The sequence below is a fragment of the Tardiphaga sp. 172_B4_N1_3 genome (assembly GCF_052076035.1).
GTDB lineage: Bacteria > Pseudomonadota > Alphaproteobacteria > Rhizobiales > Xanthobacteraceae > Tardiphaga > Tardiphaga robiniae.
On sequence record NZ_CP197238.1, the window covers coordinates 1850047 to 1866073 of the forward strand.

Consider the following 16027-nt stretch of genomic DNA (forward strand, 5'->3'; position numbering starts at 1 on the left):
GCTCACTGCGCGCCGACAACGCCCGCTGCCTTGATGATCGGCGTCCACTTGTCGATCTCGGATTTCAGATGCGCGGCCAGCGCATCGGGCGTCGCCCGTTCCGGCGCCACTGGCTGCACGCCGAGCCCGGCAAGCCGGCTCTTCACGGTCTCGTCCTTCAGCGCCACGTTCAGTGCGGCAACGAGTTTGTCGATGATCGGCTTGGGCGTGCCCTTCGGCGCGAACAGGCCGTACCAGACCGTGTAGGTGAAGCCCGGCAGACCGGCTTCGGCTGTCGTGGGCAGTTTTGGCAGCGCCGGCGCCTTCTCGGTGCTGGTGACGGCGTAGCCCTTGATCGTGCCGCCATCGACATTGCCGACCACGTTGACGATCTGGTCGCACATGACGTCGACCTGCCCGCTCATCATGTCGTTCATCGCCGGACCAGCGCCGCGATAGGCGATCTGGGTCGGCTGCGTACCGGTCGCTGTATTGAGCAGCAGGCCGCACAGATGCGAGGCCGATCCGATGCCGGCATGCGCGTAGTTCACTTTCTCCTTATTCGTCTTCATCCAGGCGATCAGCTCGGCGAGATTGGCGGCCGGGAGATCCTTGCGTGCCACGAACACCGACGGCAGATCGACAGCGAGGCCGATCGGCTCATAGTCCTTGATCGGATGGTATTTGAGCTTGGGATACAGCGCGGGATTGGTCGCGTGGCTGATATGGATCAGCAGCAGATTGTAGCCGTCCGGCGCCGAGGCGGCGACCTTGGCGCTGCCGATGGAGCCGCCGGCGCCCGTCGTGTTCTCGACGATCACCTGCTGCTTCAGCGGACCGCTCATGCCCTGCGCCAGCAGCCGCGCGATGGTGTCGCCGGGGCCACCTGCCGAATACGGCATGTTCATGGTGATGGTACGAGTCGGATAATCCTGCGCCAGACTTGGGCCAGACAGCAGTGCACCGGCGAGCACGAATGCAGTCGTCAAAATGTTCTTCGTCATCGAAATTCCTCCCCTGTTGTGTGTGTTGTTTCAGTGTCCGCTCATGCTCAGCACACGATCGACCATTGGACCGCACAGGCCGAGATAGTTAGCCGGGTCGCAGTGACGACGGATGGCCTCCTTGCCACCAAGCGCTTCGGTGATTTCCGGGACCTCGGCTAGAATGTCGGCGAGCTTGCCGCCGCCTTCGATGGCCTTGCGGCAAGCGTCGTAGACGACGTCATGCGCGTGCTGGCGGCCGAGTTTTGGCGCCGCTGCCATCATCACCGCTTCGGCGACGATAAGGCCGCGTGTCAGATCGAGATTGTCCAGCATGCGCTTCTCGTGGACGACAAGGCCGGCCAGCATGAACTTTGCATTGGCCAGCGACGAAGCGGTGAGCAAAAAACTCTCCGGCAACGACACCCATTCGAGGTGCCACGGCCCCGTTGCACGTTCCAGGTCATGGATCATGCCGTCGAGCATGGTCGCGACATGCTGGCGCACCGCCTTGGCAGCGGCGAGCATCAGCTCGCTTGAAATCGCGTTACGCTTTTGCGGCATCGTCGATGACGCGCCGCGACCGGGCACGAAAGGCTCAGACACTTCGCCGAATTCGGACGATGACAACAGCATCACGTCGGTGGCGATCTTGCCGAGCGTGCCGGTGATCAGACCGAGCAGTGTGACCGCTTCGGCGATGCCGTCGCGGGCAACATGCCAGGTGATCGAGGGCTGATGCAGGCCGAGCTCCTCGCAGAACAGCTTCTGCATCTCCAGGCCGCCCTCGCCCACGGACGCGAGCGTCCCCGCGGCGCCGGAGAACTCGCCGAGCAGGATGCGCGGCAATGCCTGATCGACGCGCTCAATGTGCCGATCGATGGAGGACAGCCAGACGGCGGCCTTGTAGCCGAAGGTCACCGGCAACGCCTGCTGCAGATGGGTGCGCCCGGCCATCGGCGTGTCGCGATATTTTTTCGCCATGGTAGCGAGGATGTCGCGGACCTCGCGCAGATCGCGCGCAACGATCTGCAAGGCCGCGCGGATCTGCAAGACGTTGGCGGTATCCATGATGTCCTGGGTGGTCGCGCCCCAGTGGACGTAGCGGCCCGCCTCTCCGGCGGCCTCGGATAGCTGATGGACCAGCGGCAGGATCGGGTAGCCGACGATTTCGGTTTCAGCACGGAGCTTGTCGAAATCGATCCGGATCGATTTGGCGGCAGCCTCGATGGCCTGCGCGGCTTCCTTCGGCACAACGCCGAGACGGGCCTGGGCGCGGGCCAGCGCGACTTCGGCCTCGATGTAGCGGCCGACCAGGGCTTCGTCGGCGAAGACCGCCCGCATTTCCGCGGTGCCGAACATGTCCCGAAACAGGACCGAATCGAAAACCGTGCTGCCCATACCGCTTCCTCTTATTATGTTCGTACATATTAAATTGTACGAACATAAACCGTGTGTCAATCTCCTTTCTTGACGAGATGGTCGCCAATCAGGCTTCCATCTTGCGATCAGGGACTTAGGGGTCGAGGGACGACGGTGGAAAAGCGTTACGCGTTCGTGGCCCGAGCACTGACCGAGGCCATCGCAGACGGACGGCATCCGGTCGGGTCTGTGCTGCCGACAGAGTTTGAGCTGGCGGACCAGTTCGCCGTGAGCCGATCAACCGTGCGCGCGGCGATGCAGGAGCTGCAGGCGTCCGGCTTGGTCAGCCGGAAGCGCAATGCCGGGACGCGTGTCGAGGCGACCTCTCCGGCCAAGGGCGGTGATGGCTTTACGCAGGCACTCAATACGATCGAGGCGGTGCAGCAGTTCGGCACCGAGACGGAGCGCCACGTGCAGCGTGTCGCCGACATTGTCGCGGACAGCGAGTTGGCCAGCCAGATCGGATGCCGGCCGGGTCGCCGCTGGCTGTGCATCTCAAGTCTGCGCACAATTCCCGGCGACGTCACACAGACGCCGATCTGCTGGACCGATGTCTATATCGACGGCGCCTTCGCCGACGAGGTACGCACGAAAATGGCTGGGCATCATGAGATCTTCGGCACGCTGGTCGAGAAAATCTCGGGACGACGCTTTGTCGAGATCCGGCAGGACATTTCTGCGGTTGGCGTGTCGGACGCGATGGCGGAGCCACTGAAGGCAACGGCTGGCGCGCATGCGCTATCGATCCGGCGGCAGTATCTGTTCGCGTCAAACGAGCTGGCTGAGGTCTCGCTCAGCATTCATCCGGCAGACCGCTATCGATACTCGACCAGACTGCTCCGCCGGCAAGACATAAGTGGATGAGTGCGCCGGTCAAGCCGGGAGCCGACAGACTGAGATTGATATTATCTGATCATCTTCGGCCCGGGATCCGGCGCCGCCACATCGATCACGCGCATCTGCACGCGCTCGGCACCCTGCCAGCGATCGACGGTCAGCGAGCCCGCCACATGGACGGGCTGACCGCGCAGCTCCTGCAACGCGTTGCCAAGTTTCTGCCCCACTGAACGAAACGCGATACCGTTGACCATAGCGCCGTCCGACGCCTTGAAGCGCAGCCGCAGATGCGCCTGCCCAACTTCATCGACATAAACGAGCTGATGCGCCGGCAGCGCAATCACCGGCTCGGGATTGGCCTGCCCGAACGGCCCGGCGCGATTGAGCGTATTCACGAGATCCGTCGTCACACCGCGCGCAGTGATAGCGCCATCGATGAAGAGTTCTTTCTCGTTGCGGGACTTGCCGACATCCGCAGCCAGCGCGCTTTCGATATAGGCGCGGAATTCGCCGAGCCGTTCCTTGCGTAGCGTGATGCCCGCGGCCATGGCGTGGCCGCCACCTTTCATCAGAAGCCCATCGGCAACAGCTTGCCGCACGGCTTTACCGAGATCGACGCCGGAGATCGAGCGGCCAGACCCCGTGCCAATTCCGCCAGGCTCCAGCGCGATGGCAAAAGCAGGCCGCGCAAATTTCTCTTTGAGCCGGGATGCGACGAGCCCGACCACGCCCGGATGCCAGCCTTCGCTGGCCGTCACGATCACCGAGCCTTTGTCTTCCAGCCCGAGTGACGCCAGCGCCTCCGCTTCGGCCTGCGCTTCCGCGGCCTGCTCGATCACGCGTCGTTCGATGTTCAGCCGATCAAGTTCGGCAGCGATCTTCGCAGCCTCGGAAATATCGCCTTCGAGCAGCAGCCGCACGCCCAGGTCTGCGCGCCCGATCCGGCCGCCGGCATTGATGCGCGGTCCCAGCATGAAGCCGAGATGCCATGCTTCCGGCGGACCGTTCAAACGCGCCACATCCATCAGCGCGGTGTGCCCGATGTGATCGCGGCGGCGCAATGCGATGAGACCCTTGGCGACGAAAGCGCGGTTCAGGCCGATCAGCGGGGCGACATCGGCCACGGTACCCAGGGCCACGTGATGCAGCATGCCGAGCAGATCCGGCTCCGGCATCTCGGCGGTCCAGAAGCCGCGCTTGCGCAATTCGCGATTGACGGCGACCAGCGTGATCAGCACGAGGCCCACGGCGGCGAGATGACCGAGACCGGAAATATCGTCGAGCCGGTTGGGATTCACCACGGCATCGACGTCAGGTAGTTCCTCGCCGGTCTGATGGTGATCGATGACGACCACGGACATGCCGAGCTTCTTGGCCTCAGCCAGCGGCTCAAAACTGGTCGTGCCGCAATCGACAGTCACGAGCAGCGTCGCGCCCTTGCCGGCCAGCATCCTGATGGCATCCACATTGGGGCCGTAGCCCTCGAAGATGCGATCGGGAATGTGGATCTGCGGATCGAGCCCGCAATGGCGGAGGTGCCAAGCCAGCAGCGCCGACGACGTCGCGCCGTCGACGTCGTAGTCGCCGAAGATTGCCACTTTCTCCCGGCGCTGTGCGGCATCCGCGATGCGCTTCGCCGCTGCTTCCATCTGCGTGATGGTGAACGGGTCCGGCATCAGCTTGCGGATGGTGGGATCGAGGAAGTCTTCGACCGCGTCGAGTTCGATATTGCGGCCGGCGATGACCCGCGCCAGCATCTCCGGCAATTGGAAACGCTGCACCATGGCCAGCGCCCGCCCCGCGCCGCGCTGATCCACCCGGTCGCGCCAGATCCGCCCGGTGGCGGATTCGGTAACGCCAAGGAAGGCCTGCTGGGATTCGACGGGAATGATGGTCGGTGGCGTCATGGCATCAGCAATAGGCCGCGCAGCCGCTTTCGGCAAATCCCAAGCCGGTCAGCAACCCATCCGCTTCGCCAGATCGTTGAAGTCGTCGGCCACCACGTCCCACGGGCCCTCGGCCTTGAAATCGCGGTTCTGGTGCGGGCCATATTCAGTGACGCGCGGCACGAAGGCGGTCTTGAGGCCGAGTTTGTGTGCGGCATCGAGATCGCTGTTATGGGCGGCGACCATCATGACTTCCGCAGGCCTCAGATTGAGCAGTGCGGCGGCGCCGAGATAGGCCTGCGGATCGGGCTTGTAGTGTTCGAACAGTTCCGCGCTCATGATCAGGTCCCATGGCAGGCCGGCGAATTTCGCCATGTTGGTCAGCAGCGCGACATTGCCGTTCGACAACGGGCTGATGACGTATTTGGTCTTCAAGCGCGTCAGACCGCTCACCGAATCCGCCCACGGATGCAGCCGGTGCCAGCCGAGTGTCATGTGATGCAGATCGTTGTCCGAGAGCCCGTTGATGCCGAACTTGGCGACCAACACATCGAGTGACTGCCGATGCAGCGTGTCGAGCTTGACGAAGCCGCGCTCGGGATGATGGCGCACGACATCCATCGACGGCATATAGGCCTGCCGCCAGGCATCGACGAGCGCGGTCCAGTCAGCCGTGATGCCGCGCGCTTTGCCGAACGCGGTACAGTCAGCAATCAGGCTGGAACGCCAATCAACCACGGTGCCGAACACGTCGAACACCAGAGCCTTGACGTTATCGGTCTCGCTCATGGTCTCATCCCCATTTTGTTTTTTGGTTTTTAGTTCGATTAATCCGAGCGCATATTGGCGCGCTCGGATTGCCTTTTAATTAGAGTATCTTCCGATATTGCATAAATCCGGAATTGTCCGCGACCTGATCATACAGAATGCGCGCCTGCGCATTCTCGTTCTGTGTCAGCCAATGCACGCGGCTGCAGCCATCGGCCTTGGCCTTCGCATAGACCGCCTCGATCAGAGCGCGACCGACGCCGAGCCCACGCGCGTTGTTGTCGACGAACAGATCCTGCAGATAGCAGTAGTTGCCGGGCGTCCAGGATGAGCGGTGATACAGGAACTGCACGATGCCGGTGAGCTTGCCGTCCACATAGGCGCCGAGCAGGAACATCTGCTCATTGGCGTCGTGGAAACGCTTCCACGCCGTATCGGTCGCGGCCTGTGGCAGCGTCGCCTTGTAGAACGTCAGATAGCCCTGCCACAGCGGCTCCCAGGCAGCCCGCTCATCGGGGCCGACCGGGCAGATGTCAACATTCGCCTTCGCCATGTGACCGAACTCAATCCAGGTGGAATTTTTCGAGCTGGCGATGCTCGCCTTTGATGATGCGCACGGTGCCGGTCACCGAACGCATCACGATGGTCTCGGTCTCAATGACGTCGCCACGGAACTTAACGCCCGACAGCAATGCGCCGTCGGTAACACCGGTGGCGGCAAACAGGCAGTCGCCCTTCGCCATGTCCTCGATGCCATAGATCATCTTCGGATCGGTGACACCCATCTTCAGCGCACGCTCGCGCTTCTCGTCGGTATCGAGGATCAATCGGGTCTGCATCTGGCCGCCGATGCAGCGCAGTGCTGCAGCTGCCAGCACGCCTTCCGGTGCGCCGCCAATGCCAAGATAGATGTCGATGCCAGATTTGGCGGGATCGGTGGTGTGGATGACGCCGGCGACGTCGCCGTCCGGAATGAGACGCAGCGCCGCCCCGGTCGAGCGGATCGCTGCGATCAGTGCTTCGTGCCGCGGCCGCTCAAGCACGAGGGCGGTGATCGCCGACACCGGCACACCCTTGGCCTTGGCGAGGCGCCTGATGTTCTCTTCCGGCGATGCGTCGATGTCGATCACGTTCTTGGCGTAGCCCGGACCAATCGCGATCTTGTCCATATAGACGTCGGGCGCGTGCAGCAGCGTGCCGCCGTCGGCCATCGCCATGGTGGCGATCGAGCCCGGCATGTCCTTGGCACACAGTGTTGTGCCTTCGAGCGGATCGACGGCAATATCGACCTTCGGGCCGGCATTGATGCCGACCTTTTCGCCGATATAGAGCATCGGCGCTTCGTCGCGCTCGCCCTCGCCGATCACGATGGTGCCATCGATCGGCATCTTGTTGAGCTCGCGGCGCATCGCATCGACCGCTGCCTGATCCGCCGCCTTCTCCTGCCCATGACCGCGCAGCCGCGCAGCCGACACTGCCGCGCGCTCGGTCACGCGAACGATCTCCAGCGTCAGAATGCGCTCGAGCAGTTGCTGCGGCGGGACGGTAATATGGGTCGACATTGGCGGGCTCCTTCTACGGTGGGACGAATGTCCCCGTACAACTCTCAACGCGTGGATTTAGTTCTTCTCGATGCGAATAACCTGCGGCTTGCCTGATATCACCTTGTCGCTTTGCACGGCCTGCAGGGCGCGACGCATCGCGTCCTCGGTGGTGGCGTAGGTGATCAGGATAACAGGCACCGGTGACGATTTCGTGCTCTTGCAGACCGGCTCGATGCCGCCATTCGGATGGCGCTGCACGATCGACTCCAGCGAAATCTTCTGCTCGGCCAGACGCGTTGCGATGCGCGCCGCCGTGCCGGCAAGATCGCGCGCCATCAGGCGGATGTAATAACCACCTTCATGTCGTTCCATCGGCGCCTTGGTGGTGGTCTTGAGCTTCTCAACCGGCCGACCAAACGGCAGCGCGCGCACATTGCGTGCGACATCGGCGATATCGGCAAGAACCGCAGACGCCGTCGCGGCGCCGCCAGCGCCGGGACCGACCAGCGTAATCGGCGCAATGCCTGCGCCATCAACCGTGACGGCGTTGGTGACGCCCATGACCTGCGCAATGGAGGACGACAGCGGCACCATGGTCGGATGCACGCGTTGTTCGATGCCAGTTGCGGTGCGCATGGCAACGCCCAGCAGCTTCACACGATAGCCAAGCTCTGCAGCAGCACGCAGATCTTCAGCCGCGATTGACGAAATGCCCTCGACTGACACTGCGCTCTGCGCGACCTTGGTGCCGAATGCGAGGCTGGCGAGAATAGCCAGCTTCTGCGCGGTATCGTGACCATCGACGTCGAAGGACGGCTCGGCCTCGGCGTAGCCAAGCCGCTGCGCGTCTTTAAGGCATTCCTCGAAGGACAGGCCCTCCAGCTCCATCCGCGACAGGATGTAGTTGCAGGTGCCGTTGAGAATACCGTAGACGCGATTGATATCGGTGCCGACGAGACCTTCTCGGATGGTCTTGATGATCGGAATGGCGCCAGCGACGGCGGCCTCGTAGTTCAGAGCGCCGCCATGCTTCTCAGCCGATGCGGCGAGCTTCAGACCATGCTTGGCGATCAGTGCCTTGTTCGCGGTCACGACCGACTTGCCGGCGCGCAGCGCCGCCTCGATCGACGACAGCGCGGGATCGCCGACACCGCCCATCAATTCGACAAAGCACTCGACATCGGGATGCTGCGCAACCGCGAGCGGATCCTTCATCCAGTCGATGCCGCGCAGATCGACGCCGCGCTTCTTGGTCTTGGAGCGCGCGGTGACAGCAATCACCTTGACGCCACGACCGCAGCGCGCGGCCAAAATCGAGTTCTGCTGTTCGATGAGACGGACAACTTCGGCACCAACGGTGCCGAGTCCCGCGATACCCACTTTGAGGGGTGCGACCATTAAGCTTCAGACCTGTCGGAATTCTTGTTGAGCGATGACCGGTCCGAAAACCGGTTGCCGGTTTTCGGGGATCACGCCTATCGCCGGTTGGCGAGAGGAACCACGTTGTGCAACGTTTCGAGACCGCTTTCAAGGAAGCGGCGAATGCCGCGGGCAGCTTGGCGAATGCGCTGTTCATTCTCGACCATCGCGATGCGGACGTAACCTTCGCCATGCTCGCCGAAGGCGACGCCGGGAGATACAACCACGCCGGACTTTTCAACGAGAAGCGTTGCAAACTGCATGCTGCCGACTTCGCGGAATTTCTCCGGCAACGGCGCCCAGGCGAACATCGACGCCGATGGCGGCGGAATGTCCCAGCCGGCCCGGCCGAAAGACTCCACCATAGCGTCGCGGCGCTTGCGATAGGTGTCGCGCATCTCGCGGATGCAGTCGTCGGGGCCGTTCAGCGCAGCAGTCGCCGCGACCTGCACGGGCGTAAACGCGCCGTAGTCGAGATAGGATTTCACCCGCGTCAGCGCGGCAATGATGCGCTCGTTGCCGACCGCAAAGCCCATGCGCCAGCCGGCCATCGAGAATGTCTTCGACATCGAGGTGAATTCGACGGTGACGTCCATCGCGCCCGGTACCTGCAGCACCGAGGGTGGCGGGTTCTTGTCGTCGAAATAGACCTCGGCATAAGCGAGGTCCGAAAGAATGTAGATCTCATGCTTCTTCGCGAAGGCCACGAGGTCCTTGTAGAAGTCGAGGCTCGCCACCTGCGCCGTCGGATTCGACGGATAGCAGACGATCAGCGCGATCGGCTTCGGGATCGAATGGATGATGGCGCGCTCGACGGCCGCAAAGAAATCCGGCGTCGGCTCGGACGGCACCGAACGGATCACGCCGCCAGCCATCAGGAAGCCGAAGGCATGGATCGGGTAGCTCGGATTCGGGCACAGCACGACATCGCCAGGCGCGGTGATCGCCTGAGCGACGTTGGCGAAGCCTTCCTTGGAGCCCAGCGTCGCCACCACCTGGGTGTCGGGATTGAGCTTCACGCCAAAGCGGCGCTCGTAATAGCCGGCCTGGGCCTTGCGCAGGCCGGTAATGCCCTTCGAGGCCGAGTAACGATCGGTGCGCGGCTTGCCCAGGGTCTCCTTGAGCTTCTCGATCACATGCGGCGGGGTCGCAAGATCCGGATTGCCCATGCCGAGGTCGATGATATCGGCGCCAGCGTTTCGCGCGGCGGCCTTGGCCCGGTTGACCTGTTCGAACACATAGGGCGGCAATCGGCGGATGCGGTAGAATTCTTCCATGGGATCGGGCTCCAGAACCGCTTCATCATGCGGTTGAATCGCTTCTTTTTATCACGGAAGCCCGGTGACACCAGTCACGACGGGCAGTTTTGACTATTTGGCCGCCGGTTTGGCCGGCAGCACGACGGCCTGACGATCGCGGGCGGCAGTCAGTTCGGCCTGCATCTTGGCCTGATCCGCCGGCGCCATGGCGGTGCCTTCGCGGGTGGTCGGCAGATCATGAACCGGCAGATAGGTGCCCACCTCGGCCGGACGCGCCGGAGCGCCCGCCGGCGTCCCCACCATGGGCATGTCGGCGATGGTCGAGGCGCAGCCGCCCAGAGGCAAGCCAAGCCCCAGCACCAGCAAGGCGGCCGCTGTCGCCGCCCGCCCGCTGCGACCACCAATTGCCCTGAATGTGCCTCTACGCGTCACGCCACAACCCTACATCGCATTAGAATCGATTTCATCCCTATCGCAGCGCACCATCAAGCCAATCTGGTCACAAACGATTAATGCCGGGAGAAGACGCTAAAGGCTTGGAGCTTCAATATGACGGAAGCAAGACCCAACGCCGACTATATGACGCGGTGCAGCACATCGAATCCTGCGGCAATCCGCGAACTGTGCCATCATCGATTTGCGTGGCGACGTACCGTTGCCCGACTGGAATGAAGCTGTTGTTGCGCCATGACCGAAGTTGCCGCCGACGCCAAAGCTGCTAACGATAAAATCTCGGGCGACGCGTCCGCCAAACCGTTCAATCCCGAAGCTTTTGCGCTCAACATGGCCAAGGCGATGGAGAATGGCGGCAAGGCGCTGGCCGCCTATCTGCAGCCACGCCAGACCGGCGAGACCGTCGACAAGCCGCCGAACGAGCTGACGGAGCTGATCAAGACATTCAGCATCGTCGCCAATTACTGGCTGTCCGACGACAAGCGCGCCGCCGAATTGCAGATGAAGCTCGGCAAGGCCTATCTCGACCTCTGGGGCTCGGCGATGCGCCGGATGGTCGGCGAAGCCGGCTCGCCCGCCATCGAGGCAGCGCCGCGCGACAAGCGCTTCAGCGATCCCGAGTGGAAATCGAACCAGTTCTTCGACTTCGTCATGCAGGCCTATCTGCTGACCACGCAATGGGCCCACGACCTCGTCAAGAATGCCGAAGGTCTGGATGCGCATACCCGCAAGAAAGCGGAATTCTATGTCCAGCAGATCACCAACGCGATGGCGCCGTCGAATTTCGTGCTGACCAATCCGGAAGTGCTGCGCGAGACCGTGATGTCGAACGGCAGCAACCTGATGCGCGGCATGACCATGCTGGCCGAAGATATCGAGGCCGGCCACGGGTCGATCCGCATCCGCCAATCCGATCCGAAAAACCTCGAAGTCGGCGTCAACATGGCGACGACGCCAGGCAAGGTGATCTTCCAGAACGAGGTGATGCAGCTGATCCAGTATCAGCCGGCAACCGAGAACGTGCTGCGCACGCCGCTCCTGATCGTGCCGCCCTGGATCAACAAGTTCTACATCCTCGATCTCAAGCCCGAGAAATCCTTCATCAAGTGGGCTGTCGATCAGGGCGTCTCGGTGTTCGTGATCTCCTGGGTCAACCCCGACAAGCGCCTCGGCGCCAAGACCTTCGACGACTATATGAAGGAAGGCCCGCTGACCGCGATGGACGTCATCGAGCAGGTCACCGGCGAGATGACTATGCATACCATCGGCTATTGCGTCGGCGGCACCCTGCTCGCCTCGACGCTGGCCTGGCTCGCCGAGAAGCGCCGCGTTCGCGTGGCATCGGCAACATTCCTGGCCGCGCAAGTCGACTTCACCCATGCCGGCGACCTCATGGTGTTCGTCGACGAGGATCAGATCTCGGCGCTGGAAAAGGACATGCAGGCGGCAGGCGTGCTGGAAGGCAGCAAGATGGCCATGGCCTTCAACATGCTGCGCTCGAACGACCTGATCTGGTCCTACGTGGTCAACAACTACCTCAAGGGCAAGCCGCCTTCGGCCTTCGATCTGCTGCACTGGAATTCGGATGCGACGCGGATGCCGGCGGCAAACCACTCGTTCTATCTGCGCAACTGCTATCTCGAGAACAAGCTCTCGACCGGCAACATGATCCTCGACAACACCCGACTTGATCTCTCCAAGGTCAAGGTGCCTGTCTACAATCTCGCCACCCGCGAGGACCACATCGCGCCGGCGCAATCGGTGCTGTACGGCTCGCAATTCTTCGGCGGTCCGGTGAAATACGTGTTGTCCGGCTCCGGCCATATCGCTGGCGTGGTCAATCCGCCAGCCTCCGGCAAGTACCAGTACTGGACCAACGACAACGCCCACGCCACCGATCTTGCCGACTGGATGAAGACCGCGCAGGAACATGCTGGCTCGTGGTGGCCGAACTGGCGGGAGTGGCTCTCCGGCATCGATGGTGAGGAAGTTCCTGCCCGCCATGTCGGCACCGACGCATTCCCCGCACTGGAAGACGCCCCGGGCAGTTATGTGCGGGTGCGGGCGTAACGGCCCGCCTCCTCCGCGCTTGCTTGGCGTCGTCACAGCAAACGTCTATGATTTCAGCAAGGACGCGTCGCATCCGCTTGCGGCGCGTGTGTTTTGCATGACCATCTCCGCGTTTTCCGCGGGAATTTCGACTGAAAGGATACCCGGATGACGCGCGAATTGTTCTGGCTGACGCTGACCGTGATTCTCACAGGCCTGCTCTGGGTGCCTTATATGCTGAACCGCATCATGGTCCGCGGTGTCACCGGCGTCATGGCCAACCCGACGCGCACCGACAGGCCGCAGGCCGAATGGGCCAACCGGATGATGTTCGCCCATGACAATGCCGTCGAGAATCTCATCATCTTCGCGCCGCTGGTGCTGATCCTGAATGCTGCGGACGTTTCGACCCCGACTACTGTTCTGGCCTGCGCGGTCTATTTTTGGTCGCGCGTAGTGCATCTGATCGTCTACACACTCGGCCTGCCGATTTTCCGCACGCTGGCCTTCGTGGTCGGCTTCATCGCCCAGGCGGTCCTCGCCATCGCGATCCTGCGGATTCCGTACTAACGCTTCTTCTCGCCAGATTGATCTGCAATGAACCACGCTGCCCCAAGCCTCGATCTCGTCGTCAAGGAAATTGCCGACGAGATGGCGCAGCGAACGGACCGCGGCGACGTCGCGAGCTATATTCCGGAACTGGCGGGTGTCGATCCCAACCAGTTCGGTCTTGTGGTCATCGATGCCGACGGCCACGTCGCAGCCGCCGGCGACGCCGATGTGCCGTTCTCGATCCAGAGCATCTCGAAAGTCTTCACGCTGACGCTGGCGCTCGGCATGGTCGGCGACCGGCTCTGGAAACATGTCGGCCGCGAGCCATCGGGTAACCCGTTCAACTCCATCGTCCAGCTCGAACGGGAGCGCGGCGTGCCGCGTAACCCCTTCATCAATGCCGGCGCCATCGCCGTCACCGATGTCATCCTGTCCGGCCATCAGCCGCGCGAGGCGATCGGCGAAATCCTGCGTTTCATGCAGTTTCTGTCCGGCGACAGCTCCATCGTGATCGATGAGACGGTCGCCGCGTCCGAGAAACGCACCGGCTTTCGCAACACCGCGCTGGCCAATTACATGAAGTCGTTCGGCGTGGTCGAAAACCCCGTCGACTTCACGCTCGGCGTCTATTTCCATCACTGCGCCATCGCGATGTCGTGCCGCCAACTGGCAATGGCCACGCGCTATCTCGCTTATTCCGGCCGCAATCCGTCGACCGGACTCTCGGTGGTGTCGTCAGAGCGCGCGCGCCGTATCAACGCGTTGATGCTGATGTGCGGGCATTATGACGGTTCGGGTGAGTTCGCCTATCGCGTCGGCCTGCCCGGCAAAAGCGGTGTCGGCGGCGGCATTATCGCGGTCGCGCCCGGCAAGGCGTCGATCGCAGTCTGGGCGCCGGGTCTCGACAAGCACGGCAATTCGCATCTCGGCCGCATTGCGCTCGAAGCGCTCACGAAGCGGCTCGGCTGGTCGATCTTCGGCGTCTAACGCCACCCCGGTTTCCGGTCATGAAAAAGGGCTGAAACATCGCTGTTTCAGCCCTTGATCGTCGTCGATAAACCGCGCCCGGGGCGGTGAACCTTGCGTCCGGCCAGGCACCATCAATGTTCGTAGGTCCGGTTGGCTTCCTGGATGGCAGCCTCGTGGTACCAGCTGTCATAGTCGGCTACGGTTTTCACGGTCGAGGCACGCAGGTCCAGCGGCTTGCTGAGCCGTCCCCGCGGGCCGACCGATGCACGGCCGCCAACCGGGAATTGGTAGATTTTAGCGGTATGGGGGTGATGCGTTTGAGACGTCGGCATCGCTTCTCTTCCTTCCTCTGATCTGTTTTTTCCTTTCGGATCATCATTGTAACAGAGGCGCCCTTCTTTTGTGCCGACTGCCTCGTAAGAAGCATCCAAATGGCTACAATATGCGCACTCGATGGACATGCGCTTTGGGCACGCAGGTTTTGAAGCCGCCTACGCAGCGCCTGACCTCTCATTTGAGCGTCTGAAAGGCAGAAAAGTTCCGCTCAAAAATAGCCTGCAAGGGAATTGGGCAGCCGGTATTTTCGCGCGCGGCGAATTCCTCTGAAAAATTCGCGAATCTGGACCAATTCCCGGCCTCCGATGCCCTCTTCCGACAGCGAATGACAGCCCCGTTGGGGACGCCCGCACTTTTCGTCACAAAAACGTTGCACCGCGGCAAGTTGGCATACTACGTGCTTTATATGCAGCGCCGCTGGGGGCGGATTTTGCGTCCGCCCGCCGGCAAGCTCAGGGCTCACGCCCTACGCATCGCCAACTCATGAGAGACCCGCATGACAAAGTATAAGCTCGAGTATATTTGGCTCGACGGTTACACGCCGGTTCCGAACCTGCGTGGCAAGACGCAGATCAAGGAATTCGAAGATTTCCCGACCCTCGAACAGCTCCCGCTGTGGGGCTTCGACGGTTCGTCGACCATGCAGGCCGAAGGCCACAGCTCCGATTGTGTGCTGAAGCCGGTTGCGATCTATCCGGATGCGGCCCGTGAGAACGGCGCCCTGGTGATGTGCGAAGTCATGATGCCGGATGGCGTCACCCCGCATTCGACCAACAAGCGCGCCACCATTCTCGACGATGCCGGCGCCTGGTTCGGCTTCGAACAGGAATACTTCTTCTACGAGAACGGCCGTCCGCTCGGTTTCCCCGAGGATGGCTATCCCGCACCGCAGGGCCCCTACTACACCGGCGTCGGCTTCAAGAATGTCGGCTCAATTGCCCGCGAGATCGTCGAAGAACATCTCGACCTCTGCCTCGAAGCCGGCATCAACCACGAAGGCATCAACGCCGAAGTGGCGAAGGGCCAGTGGGAATTCCAGATCTTCGGCAAGGGCTCCAAGAAAGCCGCTGACGAAATGTGGATCGCGCGTTACCTGCTGCTCCGCCTGACGGAGAAGTACGGCATCGACATCGAATTCCACTGCAAGCCGCTCGGCGATACCGACTGGAATGGCTCGGGCATGCACGCCAACTTCTCGACCGAATATATGCGTACGGTCGGCGGCAAGGCTTACTTCGAAGCTTTGATGGCCCAGTTCGACAAGAACCTGATGGACCACATCAACGTCTACGGCCCGGACAACGACAAGCGTCTGACCGGCAAGCACGAAACGGCTCCGTGGAACAAGTTCAGCTACGGCATCGCGGACCGCGGCGCCTCGATCCGCGTCCCGCACTCCTTCGTCAAGAATGAGTACAAGGGCTATCTGGAAGACCGTCGTCCGAACTCCCAGGGCGACCCCTACCAGATCGCTTCGCAGATCCTGAAGACCATCTCGGAAGTCCCGACCGCCAAGTCGGCTGCCGCGTAAGCGTCTGACTTCAGATCAAATATGAACGGCCCGAACGCAA

16 protein-coding genes are annotated in these 16027 nt (G+C 62.1%); 6 read left to right on the forward strand and 10 right to left on the reverse strand.

Annotated features, from left to right (window positions below; all coding sequences use genetic code 11):
* Positions 1-2: 2 nt before the first annotated feature.
* Both AB7783_RS08580 and AB7783_RS08585 read right to left on the reverse strand, forming a co-directional pair.
* Complete coding sequence (locus tag AB7783_RS08580; protein WP_441277381.1) at positions 3-983, reverse strand: tripartite tricarboxylate transporter substrate-binding protein; 981 nt, start codon at positions 981-983, stop codon at positions 3-5.
* 30 nt (positions 984-1013) lie between these two features.
* The gene (locus AB7783_RS08585; protein WP_441277382.1) at positions 1014-2363 is read right to left on the reverse strand and encodes a class-II fumarase/aspartase family protein; all 1350 of its coding nucleotides are present in this window, start codon (positions 2361-2363) and stop codon (positions 1014-1016) included.
* Positions 2364-2498: 135 nt separating this feature from the next.
* On the opposite strand from AB7783_RS08585, the gene AB7783_RS08590 reads away from it, so the two are divergent.
* Positions 2499-3248 carry a GntR family transcriptional regulator gene (locus tag AB7783_RS08590; RefSeq protein WP_441277383.1) on the forward strand — a complete coding sequence of 250 codons (750 nt, stop codon included), beginning with the start codon at positions 2499-2501 and terminating at the stop codon, positions 3246-3248.
* Positions 3249-3289: 41 nt separating this feature from the next.
* On the opposite strand, the gene recJ is transcribed toward AB7783_RS08590, so the two are convergent.
* The 7 genes from recJ to AB7783_RS08625 all read right to left on the reverse strand — a co-directional run bounded on the left by recJ (position 3290) and on the right by AB7783_RS08625 (position 10529).
* Positions 3290-5128, reverse strand: a complete 1839-nt coding sequence (gene recJ, locus AB7783_RS08595) for a single-stranded-DNA-specific exonuclease RecJ (protein ID WP_441277384.1) — start codon at positions 5126-5128, stop codon at positions 3290-3292.
* A gap of 48 nt (positions 5129-5176) precedes the next feature.
* The gene (locus AB7783_RS08600) at positions 5177-5896 is read right to left on the reverse strand and encodes a haloacid dehalogenase type II (RefSeq protein WP_441277385.1); all 720 of its coding nucleotides are present in this window, start codon (positions 5894-5896) and stop codon (positions 5177-5179) included.
* Between the two features lie 79 nt (positions 5897-5975).
* Positions 5976-6428, reverse strand: coding sequence for a GNAT family N-acetyltransferase (locus AB7783_RS08605; RefSeq protein WP_441277386.1), 453 nt, complete (start codon positions 6426-6428; stop codon positions 5976-5978).
* Between the two features lie 10 nt (positions 6429-6438).
* A complete protein-coding gene (gene glpX, locus AB7783_RS08610) occupies positions 6439-7437 on the reverse strand; it encodes a class II fructose-bisphosphatase (RefSeq protein WP_441229741.1) in 999 nt (332 codons plus the stop codon).
* Between the two features lie 57 nt (positions 7438-7494).
* Positions 7495-8817: a homoserine dehydrogenase gene (locus AB7783_RS08615; protein WP_441277387.1), complete on the reverse strand. Its 1323-nt coding sequence runs from the start codon at positions 8815-8817 to the stop codon at positions 7495-7497.
* Positions 8818-8894: 77 nt separating this feature from the next.
* Positions 8895-10115 (reverse strand): LL-diaminopimelate aminotransferase, encoded by a 1221-nt coding sequence (locus tag AB7783_RS08620; RefSeq protein ID WP_089264170.1) that lies wholly within the window; start codon positions 10113-10115, stop codon positions 8895-8897.
* A 93-nt stretch (positions 10116-10208) separates the two neighbouring features.
* Positions 10209-10529 carry a hypothetical protein gene (locus AB7783_RS08625; RefSeq protein ID WP_414716883.1) on the reverse strand — a complete coding sequence of 107 codons (321 nt, stop codon included), beginning with the start codon at positions 10527-10529 and terminating at the stop codon, positions 10209-10211.
* 351 nt (positions 10530-10880) lie between these two features.
* Here AB7783_RS08625 and AB7783_RS08630 point away from each other — a divergent pair, with 351 nt between their 5' ends.
* From AB7783_RS08630 to AB7783_RS08640, 3 genes are all read left to right on the forward strand, one after another.
* Positions 10881-12620, forward strand: a complete 1740-nt coding sequence (locus tag AB7783_RS08630) for a PHA/PHB synthase family protein (protein ID WP_441279666.1) — start codon at positions 10881-10883, stop codon at positions 12618-12620.
* A gap of 147 nt (positions 12621-12767) precedes the next feature.
* Positions 12768-13169 carry an MAPEG family protein gene (locus tag AB7783_RS08635; protein ID WP_089264168.1) on the forward strand — a complete coding sequence of 134 codons (402 nt, stop codon included), beginning with the start codon at positions 12768-12770 and terminating at the stop codon, positions 13167-13169.
* Positions 13170-13196: 27 nt separating this feature from the next.
* On the forward strand, positions 13197-14138 hold the full coding sequence (locus AB7783_RS08640) for a glutaminase (RefSeq protein WP_175368928.1): 942 nt from the start codon (positions 13197-13199) through the stop codon (positions 14136-14138).
* A 113-nt stretch (positions 14139-14251) separates the two neighbouring features.
* On the opposite strand, the gene AB7783_RS08645 is transcribed toward AB7783_RS08640, so the two are convergent.
* Complete coding sequence (locus AB7783_RS08645) at positions 14252-14452, reverse strand: DUF2735 domain-containing protein (protein ID WP_089264166.1); 201 nt, start codon at positions 14450-14452, stop codon at positions 14252-14254.
* A 121-nt stretch (positions 14453-14573) separates the two neighbouring features.
* Here AB7783_RS08645 and AB7783_RS08650 point away from each other — a divergent pair, with 121 nt between their 5' ends.
* Both AB7783_RS08650 and AB7783_RS08655 read left to right on the forward strand, forming a co-directional pair.
* Positions 14574-14726, forward strand: a complete 153-nt coding sequence (locus tag AB7783_RS08650) for a hypothetical protein (RefSeq protein ID WP_441277388.1) — start codon at positions 14574-14576, stop codon at positions 14724-14726.
* Between the two features lie 226 nt (positions 14727-14952).
* Positions 14953-15987, forward strand: coding sequence for a glutamine synthetase beta-grasp domain-containing protein (locus AB7783_RS08655; protein WP_089264165.1), 1035 nt, complete (start codon positions 14953-14955; stop codon positions 15985-15987).
* Positions 15988-16027: the final 40 nt, after the last annotated feature.

Excerpts from the sequence above, each read along its gene's own strand:
- glpX (WP_441229741.1), bottom strand. The coding sequence starts at position 7,437 with ATGTCGACCCATATTACCGTCCCGCCGCAGCAACTGCTCGAGCGCATT.
- AB7783_RS08650 (WP_441277388.1), top strand. The coding sequence starts at position 14,574 with ATGGACATGCGCTTTGGGCACGCAGGTTTTGAAGCCGCCTACGCAGCG.
- AB7783_RS08580 (WP_441277381.1), bottom strand. The coding sequence starts at position 983 with ATGACGAAGAACATTTTGACGACTGCATTCGTGCTCGCCGGTGCACTG.
- AB7783_RS08645 (WP_089264166.1), bottom strand. The coding sequence starts at position 14,452 with ATGCCGACGTCTCAAACGCATCACCCCCATACCGCTAAAATCTACCAA.
- recJ (WP_441277384.1), bottom strand. The coding sequence starts at position 5,128 with ATGACGCCACCGACCATCATTCCCGTCGAATCCCAGCAGGCCTTCCTT.
- AB7783_RS08620 (WP_089264170.1), bottom strand. The coding sequence starts at position 10,115 with ATGGAAGAATTCTACCGCATCCGCCGATTGCCGCCCTATGTGTTCGAA.
- AB7783_RS08600 (WP_441277385.1), bottom strand. The coding sequence starts at position 5,896 with ATGAGCGAGACCGATAACGTCAAGGCTCTGGTGTTCGACGTGTTCGGC.
- AB7783_RS08585 (WP_441277382.1), bottom strand. The coding sequence starts at position 2,363 with ATGGGCAGCACGGTTTTCGATTCGGTCCTGTTTCGGGACATGTTCGGC.
- AB7783_RS08605 (WP_441277386.1), bottom strand. The coding sequence starts at position 6,428 with ATGGCGAAGGCGAATGTTGACATCTGCCCGGTCGGCCCCGATGAGCGG.
- AB7783_RS08630 (WP_441279666.1), top strand. The coding sequence starts at position 10,881 with ATGGCCAAGGCGATGGAGAATGGCGGCAAGGCGCTGGCCGCCTATCTG.
- AB7783_RS08640 (WP_175368928.1), top strand. The coding sequence starts at position 13,197 with ATGAACCACGCTGCCCCAAGCCTCGATCTCGTCGTCAAGGAAATTGCC.
- AB7783_RS08635 (WP_089264168.1), top strand. The coding sequence starts at position 12,768 with ATGACGCGCGAATTGTTCTGGCTGACGCTGACCGTGATTCTCACAGGC.
- AB7783_RS08615 (WP_441277387.1), bottom strand. The coding sequence starts at position 8,817 with ATGGTCGCACCCCTCAAAGTGGGTATCGCGGGACTCGGCACCGTTGGT.
- AB7783_RS08655 (WP_089264165.1), top strand. The coding sequence starts at position 14,953 with ATGACAAAGTATAAGCTCGAGTATATTTGGCTCGACGGTTACACGCCG.